Annotated in this window: 17 protein-coding genes; 1 reads left to right on the top strand and 16 read right to left on the bottom strand. The window is 64.8% G+C overall.

Going from position 1 to position 16,317, the window contains the following annotated elements; all coding sequences use genetic code 11:
* The 12 genes from LY284_RS17235 to LY284_RS17180 form a co-directional block, all read right to left on the bottom strand.
* Positions 1-864, bottom strand: a complete 864-nt coding sequence (locus tag LY284_RS17235) for a tetratricopeptide repeat protein (RefSeq protein ID WP_233387408.1) — start codon at positions 862-864, stop codon at positions 1-3.
* Positions 861-1,829 carry a type II secretion system F family protein gene (locus LY284_RS17230; protein ID WP_233387407.1) on the bottom strand — a complete coding sequence of 323 codons (969 nt, stop codon included), beginning with the start codon at positions 1,827-1,829 and terminating at the stop codon, positions 861-863. Before LY284_RS17230 ends, LY284_RS17235 begins: the two co-directional genes overlap by 4 nt.
* The gene (locus LY284_RS17225) at positions 1,826-2,800 is read right to left on the bottom strand and encodes a type II secretion system F family protein (protein WP_233387406.1); all 975 of its coding nucleotides are present in this window, start codon (positions 2,798-2,800) and stop codon (positions 1,826-1,828) included. Before LY284_RS17225 ends, LY284_RS17230 begins: the two co-directional genes overlap by 4 nt.
* Positions 2,797-4,212 (bottom strand): CpaF family protein, encoded by a 1,416-nt coding sequence (locus LY284_RS17220; protein ID WP_233387405.1) that lies wholly within the window; start codon positions 4,210-4,212, stop codon positions 2,797-2,799. The genes LY284_RS17225 and LY284_RS17220 overlap by 4 nt, the downstream gene beginning before the upstream one ends.
* Positions 4,212-5,432 carry an AAA family ATPase gene (locus tag LY284_RS17215; RefSeq protein ID WP_233387404.1) on the bottom strand — a complete coding sequence of 407 codons (1,221 nt, stop codon included), beginning with the start codon at positions 5,430-5,432 and terminating at the stop codon, positions 4,212-4,214. Before LY284_RS17215 ends, LY284_RS17220 begins: the two co-directional genes overlap by 1 nt.
* A gap of 20 nt (positions 5,433-5,452) precedes the next feature.
* The gene (locus LY284_RS17210) at positions 5,453-5,827 is read right to left on the bottom strand and encodes a CpaD family pilus assembly lipoprotein (RefSeq protein ID WP_077158302.1); all 375 of its coding nucleotides are present in this window, start codon (positions 5,825-5,827) and stop codon (positions 5,453-5,455) included.
* A 10-nt stretch (positions 5,828-5,837) separates the two neighbouring features.
* Positions 5,838-7,265, bottom strand: coding sequence for a type II and III secretion system protein family protein (locus tag LY284_RS17205; RefSeq protein WP_375294289.1), 1,428 nt, complete (start codon positions 7,263-7,265; stop codon positions 5,838-5,840).
* A 190-nt stretch (positions 7,266-7,455) separates the two neighbouring features.
* Positions 7,456-8,418, bottom strand: coding sequence for a Flp pilus assembly protein CpaB (gene cpaB / locus LY284_RS17200; RefSeq protein ID WP_077158300.1), 963 nt, complete (start codon positions 8,416-8,418; stop codon positions 7,456-7,458).
* Positions 8,419-8,430: 12 nt separating this feature from the next.
* A complete protein-coding gene (locus tag LY284_RS17195) occupies positions 8,431-8,940 on the bottom strand; it encodes a prepilin peptidase (RefSeq protein WP_077159075.1) in 510 nt (169 codons plus the stop codon).
* An 80-nt stretch (positions 8,941-9,020) separates the two neighbouring features.
* Positions 9,021-9,206 (bottom strand): Flp family type IVb pilin, encoded by a 186-nt coding sequence (locus LY284_RS17190; protein WP_077159074.1) that lies wholly within the window; start codon positions 9,204-9,206, stop codon positions 9,021-9,023.
* 429 nt (positions 9,207-9,635) lie between these two features.
* A protein-coding gene (locus tag LY284_RS17185; protein ID WP_233387403.1) for an IS5 family transposase occupies positions 9,636-10,447 on the bottom strand; the annotation gives its coding sequence in 2 pieces (ribosomal slippage) (positions 9,636-10,099 and positions 10,099-10,447; 813 coding nt in all).
* 84 nt (positions 10,448-10,531) lie between these two features.
* Positions 10,532-10,963, bottom strand: a complete 432-nt coding sequence (locus tag LY284_RS17180; RefSeq protein WP_233387402.1) for a low affinity iron permease family protein — start codon at positions 10,961-10,963, stop codon at positions 10,532-10,534.
* 62 nt (positions 10,964-11,025) lie between these two features.
* Here LY284_RS17180 and LY284_RS17175 point away from each other — a divergent pair, with 62 nt between their 5' ends.
* Positions 11,026-11,598: a DNA-3-methyladenine glycosylase gene (locus tag LY284_RS17175; RefSeq protein ID WP_083746854.1), complete on the top strand. Its 573-nt coding sequence runs from the start codon at positions 11,026-11,028 to the stop codon at positions 11,596-11,598.
* Here the strand turns inward: LY284_RS17175 and LY284_RS17170 are convergent.
* The 4 genes from LY284_RS17170 to LY284_RS17155 are packed head-to-tail and all read right to left on the bottom strand — an operon-like array spanning position 11,595 to position 16,183.
* Positions 11,595-12,785, bottom strand: coding sequence for an ABC transporter substrate-binding protein (locus tag LY284_RS17170; RefSeq protein ID WP_233387401.1), 1,191 nt, complete (start codon positions 12,783-12,785; stop codon positions 11,595-11,597). The genes LY284_RS17175 and LY284_RS17170 overlap by 4 nt on opposite strands.
* Positions 12,786-12,816: 31 nt before the next feature.
* Complete coding sequence (locus LY284_RS17165) at positions 12,817-13,524, bottom strand: ABC transporter ATP-binding protein (RefSeq protein ID WP_053569064.1); 708 nt, start codon at positions 13,522-13,524, stop codon at positions 12,817-12,819.
* Positions 13,521-14,306 carry an ABC transporter ATP-binding protein gene (locus tag LY284_RS17160; protein ID WP_233387400.1) on the bottom strand — a complete coding sequence of 262 codons (786 nt, stop codon included), beginning with the start codon at positions 14,304-14,306 and terminating at the stop codon, positions 13,521-13,523. The genes LY284_RS17165 and LY284_RS17160 overlap by 4 nt, the downstream gene beginning before the upstream one ends.
* Positions 14,303-16,183 (bottom strand): ABC transporter permease, encoded by a 1,881-nt coding sequence (locus tag LY284_RS17155; RefSeq protein WP_233387399.1) that lies wholly within the window; start codon positions 16,181-16,183, stop codon positions 14,303-14,305. The genes LY284_RS17160 and LY284_RS17155 overlap by 4 nt, the downstream gene beginning before the upstream one ends.
* Between the last annotated feature and the right edge of the window lie 134 nt (positions 16,184-16,317).

Raw genomic sequence — 16,317 nt, 5'->3', positions numbered from 1 at the left:
TCACTTCACGCTCGCCGTCTGAACCCTGGGCGCCGCGATCGCCGATACGGCGACGCCCTTCGCCGGCTGCGCGCTCTGGCCGTCGCGCGCGCGCTGCAGCGCGTAGAAGCGCAGGTTGTCCTGCACCGACGCCTTCGGGAGATCGCGCGACAGAATCGCCGCGGCTGCGTCGTCGTTGCCGAGCAGGCCGTAGGCGAGCGCGAGATTCTGGCGTGCCTGTGGGGGCGCGGCGGGAAAGCGCGTCACGTCGAGCAGCACGTTCGCGCCCTGGCGCGGATCGCCCGCGAGCGTGAGCGACAGGCCGAGATTCACCGAGAGCATCGGATCGCCCGGATTGGCGTTCAGCGCTTCGCGCAGCAGCGCCTGCGCGTGTACGTGGTCGCCCGAAAGATCGAGCGCCGCGCCAAGGCCCGCGCACGCGAGCGGATCGTTCGGCCTGATCGCGAGCACGCGATGATACGCGGCGATGGCGTCGTCGAAACGGCGCTGATGAATCGCCACGCGCGCGATGCCGATGAGCGGCGGCGTCGCCTTCGGATCGATCTGGCTCGCGCGCTGATAGTAGACGCCCGCGCGCGTGTAGTCGCCCACGGCGTACAGCGTGTTGCCGAGTCCCGTCAGGCCCGGCACGGACTTCGGATCGGCCTGCACGGCCTTTTCGTACAGCGAGGTCGCGAGATCGAAATTGTTCGATTCGAGCGCCGTGTCGGCAATGCGCAGCTCGCTCATCGTGCTCGGCGCGGAGTTGCGCAGCACGGGGCGCGTGTCGGTGACCTGGCGCACGCTCGTCGTGCAGCCCGCCGCGGCGAACACAAAAGCGGCGGCGCAGGCGATTTGCGCGATACGTCGGATGGATGACTTCATTTCGAATTTCCCGCGATGAACGCAAGCAACTGAATAACGGCAGGCCCTGCGGCGATCGCGATGATCGCGGGGAGAATGAACAGCATCATCGGCACGACCATCTTCGGCGCGAGTTTCGCGGCCTTCTCTTCGAGCGACACGATGTGCGCGACACGCTCGGTGCGCGACAGCGTGCGCAGCGCCTGCGTGATGGGCGTGCCGTAGCGCATCGACTGCGTGAGCGTGGAGATCAGCGCGCGGATCGAAGGCAGGTCGATGCGTTCGGCGAGGTTGTTGAGCGCGCGCGTGCTGTCGCCGGAAAGCTTGAGCTCGTCGGCGGCGAGCGAGAACTCGTCGGAGAGCGGCGGGCAGATCGTCTTCAGCTCGTCGGCCACGCGCCGGATCGACACACCGAGACTGTTACCCGCGTTCGTGCAGATGACGAGCAGATCGAGCGCGTCGGGCAGGCACGCGGCCATCGCCTTGCGGCGGCGCGACGCCTTGAACGCGACGACGTACTCAGGCACGATCATCCCGACGATGAACACCATCAGCATGGCGATGCCGCGCCCCGCCGGATGCGCGCCGATCATCGGAATGCGCGAGCCGAGCATCACGGTCGCGGCGGCGCAGGCGAGCCCGCAGAAGAACTTCACCGCGAGCAGGATCGACACCGCGAGATGGCTGCGGTAGCCGCTCTTGATCATTTCCTTTTGCAGCTTCAGGCGATACTTCGCGTCGAAGAGCGGAATCTTGTCGCCGATGCGCGCGAGCCGCCGCAGGATGCGTTCGGTGCGCGGCGTGTTCTCGCCGCCGTCGTCGGCCGCCGCGCTTTCGAAGCGATGCGTGGCCGCGGCCATGCGCGCCCGCTCCGCAATGCGCCCGCGCTTGCCGCCGTGCTTGTGCGCCCACCACACCGCGAGCGCGGCGAGCAGCCCGAGCAGCATCAGCAGATTGATGAGGGTTTCGACGTTGTTCGGTGTCATCGCGAGGTATCGAGCTTCGACATCTTGCCGATCACGATCAGGCCCATGACGATGGACACCGCGCCGAACGTCAGCAGGTTCTGGCCGGACTCGGTGTTGAACAGCACCATCAGATAGGAGCGGTTGAGCATGTACATCGACAGCATGATGATCACGGGAATCGCGGCGAGAATCTTCGTCGTGATGCGCGCCTCGCCGGTCAGCGCCTTGGTCTTCTGGCGAATTTCGCGCCGCGTGCGCACGATGCCCGAGAGGTTTTCGAGCGTCTCGCCGAGCTGCCCGCCGGTTTCGCGCTGCAACAGCAGGCACACGCAGAAGAACGAGAAGTCCGCGATTTCGATGCGGCGCATCGCGACCGTGAGCACTTCGTCGAGATCGAGGCCCACCTGCAGCGAATCGGCCATCAACTGAAACTGGCTTTTCAGCGGTTCGGGGCACTCGCTCGCCGCCGAGCCGATCACCTGCGTGACCGGCACGCCCGCGCGCACGGCGCGCACGATCAGGTCGATGACATCGGGAAAGCCGTCGAGAAAGCGCTTGCGAAAGCGCTCGACCAGAAAGCGATACGCCTGCACGAGCGCGAGAATCGGCAAGCCGGCGATGACGAGCGGCCGCGCGAAATCGGGCATCGGCGCGAAGGCGTTCATCGGCACGGCGACGAGCTCGCCCGCCAGCGCCGCGACGATCACGATGCGCAGGCCGTTCGCGCCCGCGACGGTGCGCAGGCGCGCGAGACGCGGCCCGGTCCAGCGCGTGAGCGCGTTGTCCTTGCGGTTCACATGAAAGATGTCGAGATCGAGCTTGTTCGCCTGCGCCGCGTGCGCGCCCTGCGGCGTGAACGACTTCTGCATGCGCTGACGGATGCGCGACGGCGGCTGGTTGTCGCGCATATCCTGCAGGATCACGATCATCACGCCGGCGAGCAGCACGCACGCGAACGCAGCGAACGTCACCAGATTGACGAGGCTCATGGCTTCATCGCCTCCAGCAGCGCGTCTTCGAGACCGTAGTAAAGCGCGCGCTGCGCAAACGCCGGACGCACGGCCCCGGTTTCGAACACGCCCTTCACTTCCTCGCTGTACGCGCTCGCGTCGTAGCGGAACGTGAACAGATCCTGCGTGATGATGACGTCGCCTTCCATGCCGACCAGTTCGGTCACGCGCGTGACGCGCCGCATGCCGTCGCGCATGCGCTCGATCTGCACGATCAGATGCACCGCGCTCGCGATCTGGCGGCGGATCGACAAGAGCGGCAGATTGCCGTTGGCCATCATCACCATGCTTTCGAGACGCGTGATGCCGTCGCGCGGCGTGTTCGCGTGGATGGTGGTCATCGAGCCGTCGTGGCCGGTGTTCATCGCCTGGAGCACGTCGAAGGCTTCCGCGCCGCGCGTTTCGCCGAGAATGATGCGGTCCGGGCGCATCCGCAGCGCATTGCGCACGAGGTCGCGCTGCGTCACCGCGCCGAGGCCTTCGGCGTTTTCGGGCCGCGTTTCGAGACTCACGACGTGCGGCTGCACGAGTTGCAGTTCGGCCGCGTCCTCGATCGTCACCGTGCGCTCGCCGTGCCCGATGAAGTGCGACAGCGCATTGAGCAGCGTGGTCTTGCCCGAGCCCGTGCCGCCCGACACGATGATATTCAGCCGGCAGGTGCTCGCGAGCTTGAGCACGGTGGCCATCGCGGACGACAGATTGCCCTGCTGCGACATGCGGTGCAGCGTGATGTTGCGCTTCGAGAACTTGCGGATGGAGATGGACGCGCCGTGAATCGCGAGCGGCGGCAGCACGACGTTGACGCGGCTGCCGTCGGCGAGGCGCGCATCGACCATCGGGCTGCTTTCGTCGACGCGCCGCCCGACGCCAGCCGCAATGCGCTGGGCAACGTTGATCACATGCGCGTTGTCGCGGAACTTGCAGTTCGTCAGCTCCAGCCGCCCGTGCCGCTCGACCCACACCTGATCGGGTCCGTTGACGAGCACGTCGGTGATGGTTTCATCGGCGAGCAAGGGTTCGATCGGGCCTAAGCCGAACATGTCGTTCAGCAGTTCGCCGACGATCTGCACCTGCTCCGAAATCGTGACATTTAGGCGTTCGCGCTCCGCGACATCGAGCACGAGCGCCTCGACGGCGGGCTTCATCTGCTCGCGCGTCTTGCCGACCGCGGCCGATGGATTCATCGCGGCGAATACGCCCGTGCGGATCGTCCTGAAGAGATCGGAGCGCACCAGCGCTTCGTTGCCGTCGCCGGGCTGCGGGCGCACAGGCGCGGGCGGCGCGGCAGCCGGCTTTTCGACCAGCGCGAGCGGCGGCGCCTCGCCTTGCGGCGGCGCGCCGTCCTCGAGACCGGACGGCGGCGTGGCGGGCACCTGCTTTTGCCCGAACATCACGCCCTCCTGAGCTTGAGCCGGGAGAGGAACGTGCGCTCGACGGCGGCGTGCTGTCCGGTCAGATCGTTGGCGATGCGCCCGATGGCCTGCATGAAATTGTTCTGACCGCGTTCGCGCGGCGCTTCGCCGAGGTTCTCGGCGGTCGCTAGCATCTTCGGCTCGAACTGCACTTCGTGCAGCACGGTGCGGCCCAGTGCCGTCATGAAGTCGGCTTCCTGCACCTTGCCCGCAGTCGCGGCGTTCGGATTGTTGAGCAGCACAGACGTCGGCGGATTGCTGTCGCGGTCTTCGATATAGCGCAGCATGCGAATGGTTTCGCGCGTCGAATGCACCGAGCGGTCCGCGACAAGATAGACGCGCGACGCGTGATCGAACGCTTCGGCCGCGAGCGCGTCGTTCGGGTCGCCGATATCGAGAATCACGTAGTGGAAACTGTCGCACAGCAGCTCGACCACGCGGCGCAGCGCGCCGGGCTCGAACTGCTTCACCGTGCCGTAGTCGAGGTCCGCCGAGAGCACGAACAGACGGCTGCCGTTCGCGACGAGCGTGCGCTCCACGTATTGCGGATCGAGCCGATGCACGTTCTGCAGCACATCGACGAGACCGTTGTTGCTCTGCGTGCCGAGCATGCTGTTGGCCGCGCCGCCGCACAGCGTCAGATCGACATAGGCGACACGCCGGTGCGTGTCTTCCGCGAGGTGGCGCGCGAGATTGAGCGCGAGCGTCGTCACGCCGACGCCGCCGCGCGCACCCGCGAACGCAATGGTCTTGCCCGCGCGCGCCAGCGTCACCGGGCTCACCTTGCCCTCGGACACGTTGACGGTGCGCTTGAGCAGCTCGACCGTCAGCGGCTTCACGAGATAGTCGCGCACGCCGATCTTGAGCAGGCTGCGGAACAGGCCGACGTCGTTGCGCTCGCCGATCGCGACGACCTGCACCGACGGCTCGCACACTTCGGCCAGGCGGCCGAGGTCCGAGAGCGGCATCACCGAACCTTCGAGATCGACGAGCAGAAAGAGCGGCGAGCGCTCGATCTTCGACAGATGCGCGATCGCGTCGTCCATGTTGCCGACAGCGACGTGCACGTGCGGCATCGCCTGTTCGAGCACGAAGCTCTTCAACACCTGCTCGGTCTTGCGGTCCGCCACGAACGCGATGAAATCCGCGATGCGCACGCCCTGCTTGCCCTTGAAGAAACTGATCTCTGTTGTGCTCATGATGTCCGTCTTTAAGGGCGCTACTTCGCTTCGCGCGACGTGCTCGTGTCGAGCGGCGTCACGTGGCCGGTTTCGTAGCGGCGGATCGCGCTCGCCGCCGTCGCGCCGTTCGCCGGGCCGAGCGTCTGCGGCGCGACGATATCGGCCGGACGCGCGAGTTGCGCCGCGAGGTTCGTATAGGTCGCGCAGCCCCATTGCATCGCCGGGCGGCGGCGGCCCGCGTCGGTCAGCAGCGACGAACGCGTGAGCGAATCGCAATCGGGCGCGATCGCATCCTGGCCGTCATAGCCGATCACCGTATCGTTGGGCATGTTGCGCGGCGGCTGGAAGCAGCCGGTCGCGCCGAATGCGAAGGCGACGAGCGCCGCGAACATGAGATGACGTGCGTGTTTCATGGCCTGGCGCTCAATAGACGTAGCCCGCCGCGCCTACGAGACGCGGTTCGGATGCGGATGGCTGCGCGGCGTTGGACTGGCCCGCCTTGCGCTGGAAGCTGTATTCGACATCGCTCGACGGCGAGATCAGCGAATCGAGCGGCGAGCGCAGCTTCGCGGAGTCGGTTGGCTCGACGAGATACGGCGTCACCATGATGACGAGCTCGGTCTTGTTGTTCTGATAGTTCGACGACGAGAACAGCTTGCCGAGCACCGGAATCGAGCCGATGCCGGGCACCTGCGAAACGATGTCCGTCGTGTTGCTCTGCAAGAGCCCGCCGATCGCGAAGCTCTGCCCGCTCGCAAGCTCGACGGTCGTATCGGCGCGGCGCACCGACAGGCCCGGCACGGTCACGCCGCCGGTCGTCACGCTCGCGGTCGTATCGATCTGGCTCACTTCGGGGCGCACTTTCAGGCTGATGCGGCGCTCGTTCAGCACGGTCGGCGTGAAATCGAGCTTGACGCCGAACTGCTTGAACTCGACCGAAATCGCGCCGTTGGTCTGCGAGACCGGAATCGGAAACTCGCCGCCCGCAAGAAAGCTCGCGGTCTGGCCGGACATGGCGACCAGATTCGGCTCGGCCAGCACGGTGAGCAGGCCTTCCTGATTCAGCGCGTCGATGAGCGCGCGAATGTCCGTGTTGCCCGTCCTGAAACCGGCCAGAAACGAGAACGCATTGTTGGCCGCGAGATTGAACGGATAGGTCACGCCGCCGCTGCCGTTCGCGATCGGCTGATTCAGGTTCTGGATCGCGCGGCCGCTGAAGAGACCGCCGAGCCAGTTGCCCGAGCTGCCGAGCGCCTGCCAGTTGATGCCGAGCTGCTGCGTCACGTTGCGGTCCACTTCGGTGATGCGCACGCGCAGTTGCACCTGAAGCGGGCGATCCACCGTCAGGCGGTTGATCAGCACTTCCTTGTCCGCGAGAAAGGGTGTCACGGCCTGCACGATGGCATCGGCGTCCGACGCATTCGGCACCTGGCCGGAGACGAGCAGCGAGCCCTGGCCCGTGGTCGCCTGCACGTTCAGATTCGGAAAGCGCGTGAGGAGCATGTTGCGCAGCGCCGTCATGTCGCGCGCGACGACCACCGTGCGCTGCAGGAGCGTCTTGTTGTTCGGGCCGAGCACGTAGAGCGTCGTCGTGCCGGTCTTCTTGCCGAGCACGAACACGGTTTTCGGCGACGGCACGTGGACGTCCGCGACCGACGGATCGGCGACGAACACCGACGTGGCGTCTTCCGGCAGACGCAGCATCGTGCCCTTGCCCGCGTCGAGCGTGAGCGCGCCCTGTGCCATCTCGACGGCCGGCGCAACCGCGCGATTCGGCGCCGCGAGCGCAGCGTTGTGCGCGCGAGGCTGCGCGGCCTGAGCGGCCATCAGGTTCTGCGCCTTCGCGGGCATGACCGGCTGCGCCGCGTCCACGGACCATGCCAGCAGCATGCCCGCGCACGCGAGCGCGATTTGCGCGCCCCGCCTTTCGATGCTGCCGAAGTCCAACTGCGTTCTCATGAGTTTCGATCCTGGCGGTACTGTGCTGCCGCGACGGGTTGCTGCTGCTGTTTGCCGCATCACTGCGCGGTGCGCTGGACGTTCATCGGCCCGGCGGCACGCTCGGCAGCGGCGGCGCGCCATCCGACGATCCGCCGAGCTGCGCGATATTCGATGTTTCGCTCTTCTCCGAGCCGCGATAGATCGCGACCGGACGCGCGGGCGCAGGCGCGCGCGCCATCGCGACGGCCTGCGCGGGCCGCTGGCGCGGCAGATCGCGCACCGCGCGCGAGATGTCGCCGGCCCAAATCGGCGTGCGCTGCGCCGACGACGCCGCGGCGGCAGCGGCAGCCGTCGCGCCCGGACCGCGCGTATCGGTCGCGAAGCTGCGCAGCGCGAGCGACAGCGAGCCGAGACGCGCCGCCACCGCGACCACTTCGCCCATGCGCGGCGTCACTTCGAGCGTCACGGTGCGGGCGCGCGAGATCGCTTCGGCCACGTCGCCCGTAATCTTCGGCCGCTTGATCTCCGAGCCGACAGCCAGCACGCGCACATGCTCGACCACGGTTTCGCTCGACACGGCGAGGTCCGGGGAATCGGTGCGGCGATCCATTTGCTGCGTCAGAAGCAGATCGACGTAATCGCCCGGCTGAATGAGACCCGCGTTGCCGGACACGTCGTCCACGGCGACTGACACGGCGCGCATGTCGGGCTTGAGCGTGGCGGCGAGAAAGCCCGGCGCGCTCGGCAGGATGACATCGGCGGACGTGAGCACCGCACCGCTTTCGACCGGATGACGCAACAGCGCGCCCTTGATATCGACGGCGTTCTGCGCGCCTGAAACGATCGCATTCGGCGGCACCTGCGATGCGGGCACCGACTTCCACGCGAGGTCTTCGTCGCGCAGCAGGAGGCCTTGCGGCAATTCGGCGGCGCTCACCTGCACCTTCTCCGAAGTAACGGGGTGATCGGCCGGGCGCGAAGCGCTCGCGACCACCACGCGCACGATGAGCGCGATGAGCAAGGCGCCAACCAGCAGCACGGCGAATTTGATGATGTTGGACATGAGCGCGACGTCCTAGCGGATCGCAATGAAAGGCATGAGCGCCGGCAGCACGATCACGATGCCGCCGCCGAGCGCGAGGGCGACGCCGTAGGGCACGCCGCGCGCCCCGGAAAACATCGCGAGCGCCCTCATCGGCATGAAGCGCTGAACGGGATTCATGGCGCGCGTCGCGAGACTGATCAGCGACACGACGGTCCCGATCACGGAAATCAAAGTCAGAGCCGGCAGCGACAAGGCGAGGCCGGCCCAGAGAAAAATCACGGAGGCGAGTTTTGCATCGCCTCCGCCCAGCATCTTGGCCGCGAACAGCACGGCGCAGAACAGGAACACGCCAATGGCGAGCAGCAGATGCACGATGACATCGTCGAGCGGCATGCGGCGCGCGAGCGCGTCGGCAAAGAAGAGCGCCCCGATGACCAGTACGATTCTGGTCGGCAAACGGCGGGAGCGCACGTCGATGACCGCGAGCCAGAGCAGCACGCAGAGCACGATCAGACGGATGCCAAGAGACAGGAGCTGCACGATGGTCTGGTTTTTTTTGAGTGCGGGCGGTGTGTGCCTTGAGTCGGTATTCGAACGCCCGCGCAAGGAACGAACGACGATTAGTTGGCCTTGTTCTGCGCCGTCGAGACCTTGGCGAACAGGTCGCTGAACATCGTCGTGATGCTGGTGTTGAACGCGCCGGCCATCGCGCCCAGCGCCAGCACGACGATGCCGGCGAGCACCGCATATTCCATTGCGCTGACGCCGCGCTCGTCGCGCACGAATGCCTTCATCAGTTTGCGCATTTTTCTTTCCTTCAAGGTTTAGGTAGGTGTGGACCCGGCAAAAGGAATACCGGGCAGGACACATCCTAGCCATTTCGGAAAGAAATAACTTCGCGAATTAAAGGCCGGAAATGGCCTCTGTTAGCGCTTTAAAAAACCTGTGCGCGTGCCCTTGTCGGCAGGAATTCGAAAAACTTTAGAGGGTGGAATTTTTCTTTTTCGCTTTTTTCCGGAGAGCCCGGCCGCGCAAAAAATGCTTTTCGTTTCTTTAGCGCGTGTTGGCGAAAACGTTTGCGGCTGCTTAGGGAACCGCATCCGGAAAGGGAGTGTCTAGCAGCCTCGTGAAGGGCTATGGCCGGCGAAACCCCAAGCTTACATTCCTTTGCTGACCTTTGTCACGCACTTTGCGCCACGTTTTAAATCGATGCATACCATGCAGACTTAGAGGCGTTAACAGAATGACTTTTGCAGGTGTCGCCAGCATATGATGCAGCAAGCGATTTTCATGAAGGCCTCGTGGATGAAAGCGAGCCGTTCGAAGCGGATGCGCAGTCTGCGGAAGTTGTGAAGCCACGAGATGGTCCGCTCCACAACCCAGCGTGTTTTGCCTAATCCGCTACCGTGGGGCTGACCGCGCCGAGCGATTTCGGTTGCAATGCCGGCGGCATGCAGTGGACGTCGATATTTGTCGTGGTCGTAGCCTCTGTCGCCTTGAACGACCCGAGGCTTTGACAGTGGTCTGCCACGCTTGCCGCTGATAGGCGGGATGGCCTCGACCAGCGCTTGAAGTTGAGTGACGTCGTTGCGGTTGGCGCCGGTCAGTATCACCGCGAGCGGGATGCCCTGCGCTTCGGTGATGAGGTGGTGCTTTGAACCGGGTCGCGCGCGGTCTGTGGGATTCGGTCCTGTTTTTGACCTGAGCCCACAGCGCGGATTGAAGAGGAATCGACGATGACGCGAGACCAGTCGATTCGGTCAGCTGCACGCAGTCGCCCAAGCAGCACCTCGTGCAGTTGCTCCCAGACGCCTGCCGCCTGCCAGTCCCGCAGGCGACGCCAGCAACTCATGCCGCTGCCGCAGCCCATCTCGCGAGGGAGTAGGTCCCAACGCAGGCCTGTCTGTAAGACGAAGAGAATGCCGGTGAGCACCGCACGATTGTCGAGCGGCTTGCGCCCCGGATAACGGGCCCGGCGTGGCTTCGGAGGGGGCAGCAACTGTTCGATGAGTGCCCAAAGGTCGTCGTCGAGTAGCGGCTTGGCCATGTCCTTTTCACCGTCGAAACAATGAAAAGGTTAACAGGATTCATCGAGGGTTAACAGCCCCTTCGTTCATTTTGTTAAGGGTTCTTAGTCTTTGCGCTTATCGCTATTTGGGAAAACGGGCATTTCAATATCGCTGCTCGCCGACCGAAAGTTATCGCGCGCCTCTTGCGCGAGCTTCTCATAGCGCTTGCGAAACACCGCGAGTTCCTTTTCGTCGAGCTCTTCGAGATCGAGCAATGCGTTATGCGCCTTGTCCATCGCGCGGATGAGCTCGTCGAGCTTGATCTGCATCGCGGCGGTGTCGCGGTTTTGCGTGTTTTGAATCAGGAAGACCATTAAAAACGTGACGATAGTCGTCGACGTATTGATGACGAGCTGCCACGTGTCGCTGAAATGAAAGAACGGTCCGGAGAGGCCCCAGACGACCACGAGCGCGACCGCAATCATGAAAGTCGATGCGCGGCCCGCGATCTGCGCGAGCGCATTCGAGAACTTGAGAAACCACGACGTGTTCATTTCGGCGTCTCCTGATCGTTGGGTTTCGATGCGGCGGCGAGGGCGCGGCTAGAATACCGCCTGTGAACAGGAAACCCAAACCCATCGATTTTTACGCGCCGTCCGAAGAAGTCGCGCAACGCCTGATCGGGGCGATCGTGACCTTCGACGGTGTCGGCGGCCGCATCGTCGAAACGGAAGCGTACGATCGCGAAGATCCCGCGTCGCACACGTTTTCCGGGCCGACACCGCGCAACGCAGCAATGTTCGGGCCGCCCGCGCACGCCTACGTCTACCGCTCATACGGCATTCACTGGTGCCTGAATTTCGTGTGCCGCGAGGCCGGTCACGGCGCGGGCGTGCTGATTCGCGCGATCGAGCCGCTTGTCGGCATCGATCTGATGCGCGAGCGGCGCGGGATGGAGCCGCTCAGGCTTTTATGCTCAGGGCCGGGCCGTCTCGCGCAGGCGCTCGGCATCACGCACAAGCAAAATGGCATGTCGCTGCTGGAAGCGCCGTTCGAGATCGAGCCGCCGGAACAGGACTTTCCGATCGCGGTCGGCCCGCGCATCGGCCTTACGAAAGCGATCGACGTGCCGTGGCGCTTCGGGCTTGCCGGATCGAAGTTCGTCAGCAAGCCCTTCCCCAAGGGTTAATCGGCGGGACGCAGTTTCTTCACTTCCTCGTCCGATGGCTGCACGCTCGCGCCATCGACATAACGGAACGTCGTCATCACGCCTTTGCCGTCTTTCTGGCCCGTCACGCCGACATACGCGCCCATCGTCGATTGATTGTCCTGCTTGCGATACGTGATCGGACCGAACGGCGTATCGACCTGCAAGCCCTTGAATGCGGCGGCGAGCTTGTCCGGGTCGGGCGAGCCGGCTTTCTTCAGGCCGTTGGCGAGCGACATCATCGCCGCATAGCCGACGACCGAGCCCAGGCGCGGATAGTCGTGATACTTCGCCTGATACGCGGCGACGAATTTCTTGTTCTCGGGCGTCTCGATCGCATACCACGGATAACCCGTCACGATCCAGCCGACCGGCGCTTCCTTGCCGAGCGGATCGAGATAATCCGGCTCGCCGGTCAAGAGCGACACAACCGCGCGATCCTTGAACAGGCCGCGCGTATTGCCTTCGCGCACGAACTTGCCGAGGTCCGCGCTGAAAAGCACGTTGAAGATGGCGTCGGGCTTCGCGTCGGCGAGCGCCTGCGTGACCGCGCCCGCATCGATGTTGTTGAGCGGCGTGGCCTGCTCCATCACGAACTCGACATCCGGCTGCGCCGCCTTCAACAAGCGCTTGAACGTCGCCACCGCCGACTGTCCGTACTCGTAGTTCGGATAGACCAGCGCCCAGCGCTTCTTCTTGAGCTTCGCGGCTTCGGGCACGAGCATCGCGACCTGCATGTAAGTCGATGGCCGCAGCCGGTACGTGTACTTGTTGCCGTCCTGCCAGACGATCTTGTCGGTGAGCGGTTCGGCCGCGAGGAAGAAGATGCGCCGCTGCTTCGCGTAGTCCGCGAGCGCGAGACCCGTGTTCGACAGATAGCCGCCGAACAAGAGCTTCACCTGCTCGCGCGCGACGAGCTCTTGCGCGACGCGCACGGTATCGCCGGGATTGCCGTTGTCATCGCGCGAGATGACTTCCAGCTTGTTGCCGTTGACGCCGCCCGCCGCGTTGATTTCGTCGAGCGCGAGATTCCAGCCGTTCTTGTACGGCGTCAAGAATGCGGGCACGACTTTATAGCTATTGATCTCGCCGATCTTGATGGTATCGGCGTGCGCGGCGAAAGCCATGCTCGCTGCGATGGCGGCGACGGTGAAGCGCATTGACGTCATTGGGTACTGTCCTCTCTGTTTGGATGATCTTTCATACGCCAAGGAATTCGCGGCGCGCGGCGTCGTCGTGTGCGAACGCGTTCATCGCGCCTTCGTAGCGAATCTGGCCTTTTTCGAGCACATAGACGCGGTCGCTGACGAGTTCCGCGAAATGCAGGTTCTGTTCCGACAGCAGGATGGCGAGGCCTTCGCGCTTCAGTTCGAGAATCATATCGGCCATCTGCTCGACGATCACGGGCGCGACGCCTTCCGATGGCTCGTCGAGCAGCACGAGGCGCGGATTGCCCATCAGCGTGCGCGACACCGTGAGCATCTGCTGCTCGCCGCCGCTCATGCGGCTCGCGCGGCGCTCGCGCATTTCGCCGAGATTCGGGAACACGCGAAAGAGCTTCTCGGGCGTCCACGACGGTGCGCCCTCGCGCGGCGGCTGGCGGCCCGTGTCGAGATTTTCCATCACCGTCAGATCGCCGAACACGCGGCGATCTTCCGGCACGTAGCCCAACCCTTTTCGCGCGATGCGATACGGCGCCATGCCGGCGATGTTCTCGTCCATGAACGATACCGTGCCCGCGATGCGCGGCAACAGGCCCATCACGGCCTTCATGGTCGTGGACTTGCCCGCGCCGTTGCGGCCCATCAGCGCGACGACTTCGCCGCGCCCGACTTCGAAGCCGACATCGAACAGGATTTGCGCGCGGCCATAGAACGCATTCAGCGCGTCGACTTTCAGCAGCGTCATGACGATGCTCCCGCGCGCAAGGCGGCGCACGGCGCGAACGATGCGCCCGTGCCGAGATAGACCTCGCGCACGCGCGCATCGTTGCGGATCGCTTCGGCGTCGCCTTGTGCAATGAGCTTGCCGCGCGCGAGCACGATGAGCTTGTCCGCGTGCGAGAACACCACGTCCATGCTGTGCTCGGTGAACAGCACGCCGATATGGCGCTCCTTCGCGAGACGCGCGGTGAGCGACATCAACGCGTTGCGTTCCTGCGGCGCCATGCCTGCCGTGGGTTCGTCCATCAACAAGAGCTTCGGGTCATGGGCAAGCGCGATCGCCAGCTCGACGCGCTTCACGTCGCCATAGGCAAGCACGGCGCAACTGCGTTGCGCATGCGCCGTCATGCCGACGAGACCGAGCAAGGCCAGCGCTTCCTCTTCCTTCCATGACGCGACGCGCCTGAACAGGCCATAGATGCGCCGCTCGCGCGACAGCAGCGCCATCTGCACGTTTTCGAGCACGGTCATCGAATTGAAGGTCGCGGCGATCTGGAACGTGCGGCCTACGCCGAGACGCCAGATATCGCGGGAACGCATGCCGGCGATATCGTGACCGTCGAAGCGAATCGCGCCCGCGTCCGGCTTCAGTTGCCCGTTGATCATGTTGAAGCATGTCGATTTGCCCGCGCCGTTCGGACCGATCAGCGCGAGCAATTGTCCGGCTTCGAGATCGAAGGAGACATCGTCGACGGCCTGCACGCCATCGAACGACTTCGAGAGATGCGCGACGGAGAGCAGCGTCATTGCGCCTCCTTCGCGAAACGGTCGCGCACGAAGCCCGCGATGCCTTGCGGGAACGCGATCACGAGCACGAGAATGGCCGCGCCGAGCAGCGCCTGCCAGTAATCCGTCTGACGCGCGACGGTATCCTGAAGCCAGGTGAACACGCTCGCCCCGACGATGGGGCCGGCGAGCGTCTGAATGCCGCCGAGCAGGACCATCACGAGGCCATCGACGGAGCGGCCCACGCTGATCGCCTCGGGCGAGATGTTGCCTTTCGAGAACGCATAGAGCGAACCCGCGAGCCCGCACACGAGCGATGCGACGACGAACGCCGCCCATTGCACGCGCGCGACGTTCATGCCGATGGCTTCGGCGCGCAACGGCGAATCGCGGCCCGCGCGCATCGCGAGTCCGAGCGGCGAGAACAGCATGCGCCGCAGCAGCCACACGCCGATCACGGCGAAGAACAGCGTGAGGTAATAGAACGCGACGGGCGACGCGAGCCACGGCGATGGCCAGATGCCCAATATGCCGTTGCTGCCGCCCGTCACTGCATCCCATTGAAAGACGACGGACCAGACGATCTGCGCGAACGCGAGCGTGAGCATCGCCAGATAGACGCCCGACAGACGCACGCAGAACCAGCCGAACACGATCGCGCCAATGCCCGCGATGAGCGGGCCGAGTATGAGCGCCGCTTCCATCGGCAGCGCGAAGACCTTGAGAAAGAGCGCCGCGCCATACGCGCCGAGGCCGAAGTACGCCGCGTGACCGAACGAATGCATGCCGCCCGGCCCCATGATGAAGTGCAGGCTCGCGGCAAACAACACCGCGATCATGATCTCGACGAAGAGCACCGGCATGTAGGGAAACGCGTCGGCGGCAAGCGGCGCGAGCGCCAGCGCGATCACGACGGCGCCCGCCGCGATCTTCATCTTGCGTGTGGCGGCGCGCAAGGGTTGATCGGCGGGCGCGGCCGAACGCGCGATCGCTTGCGGGCGGCCGAACAGTCCCCACGGCCGCAACACGAGCACCACGGCCATCACGACGAACTCGGCGACGAGCGTGAACTTCGACAGCGAAAAGTCGATGCCCGCGATCGACACATGGCCGATGCCGATGCACATCGTCTTGATTTCGGCGATCAGCAGCGCCGCGACGAACGCGCCCGGAATCGAACCCATGCCGCCGACCACGACGACGACGAACGCGTTGCCGATGGTCTCCAGATCGAGCGACAGATTCGCCGACATGCGCGGCACCTGCAGCGCGCCGCCCAGTCCCGCGAGCAACGCGCCGACGAAGAACACGCCGGTGAAAAGCCACGCCTGATCGACGCCGAGCGCGCCGAGCATTTCGCGATCCGCGCTCGCCGCGCGCACGAGCGTGCCCCAGCGCGTGCGCGTGAGCGCGTACCAGAGCGCGAGCAGCACGAGCGGACCGATGACGATCAGCGCGAGATCGTAGGCCGGCAGCGCATGCCCGAGCAATTGCACGGCGCCTTCGAGATGCGGCGCGCGCGGGCCGAAGAGGTCTTCCGGTCCCCATAGATAGAGCGCGGCGTCGCGAATGACGAGCACGAGCGCGAACGTGGCCAGCAGGTGAAACAGCTCGGGCGCGCGATAGATGCGCCTCAGCACGCTCACTTCGATCGCCGCGCCGATTGCGCCGACGACGAGCGCCGCTGCCGCGACCGACGCCCAGAAGCCCGCGACGCTGTCGCCGAAACGGCTGGTGAGGCTATATGCGACATAGACGCCGAGCATATAGAGCGAGCCGTGCGCGAAGTTGACGATGCGCGTGACGCCGAATATCAGCGACAGGCCGGAGGCGACGAGAAAGAGCGCGCAGGCATCGGCCAGGCCGTTGACGAGTTGGACGAGCAAGTTGGAGAGCATCGGGCTCGATGGGTATTTCGGCTGAAAGAGCCGACATTATCGATGAATCGGGCGACGGCCTTCGCGAACGACAAAAAGCCCGTGCGCGACAGACATGGAAAAACCGTATTGACGGCGTTCATGTTCCGTATATG

This window comes from Caballeronia sp. PC1 (assembly GCF_021353155.1).
Classification (GTDB): domain Bacteria; phylum Pseudomonadota; class Gammaproteobacteria; order Burkholderiales; family Burkholderiaceae; genus Caballeronia; species Caballeronia cordobensis.
Note: the sequence above shows the minus strand (reverse complement) of the source record. Positions and strands in the feature narration are given on the sequence as shown.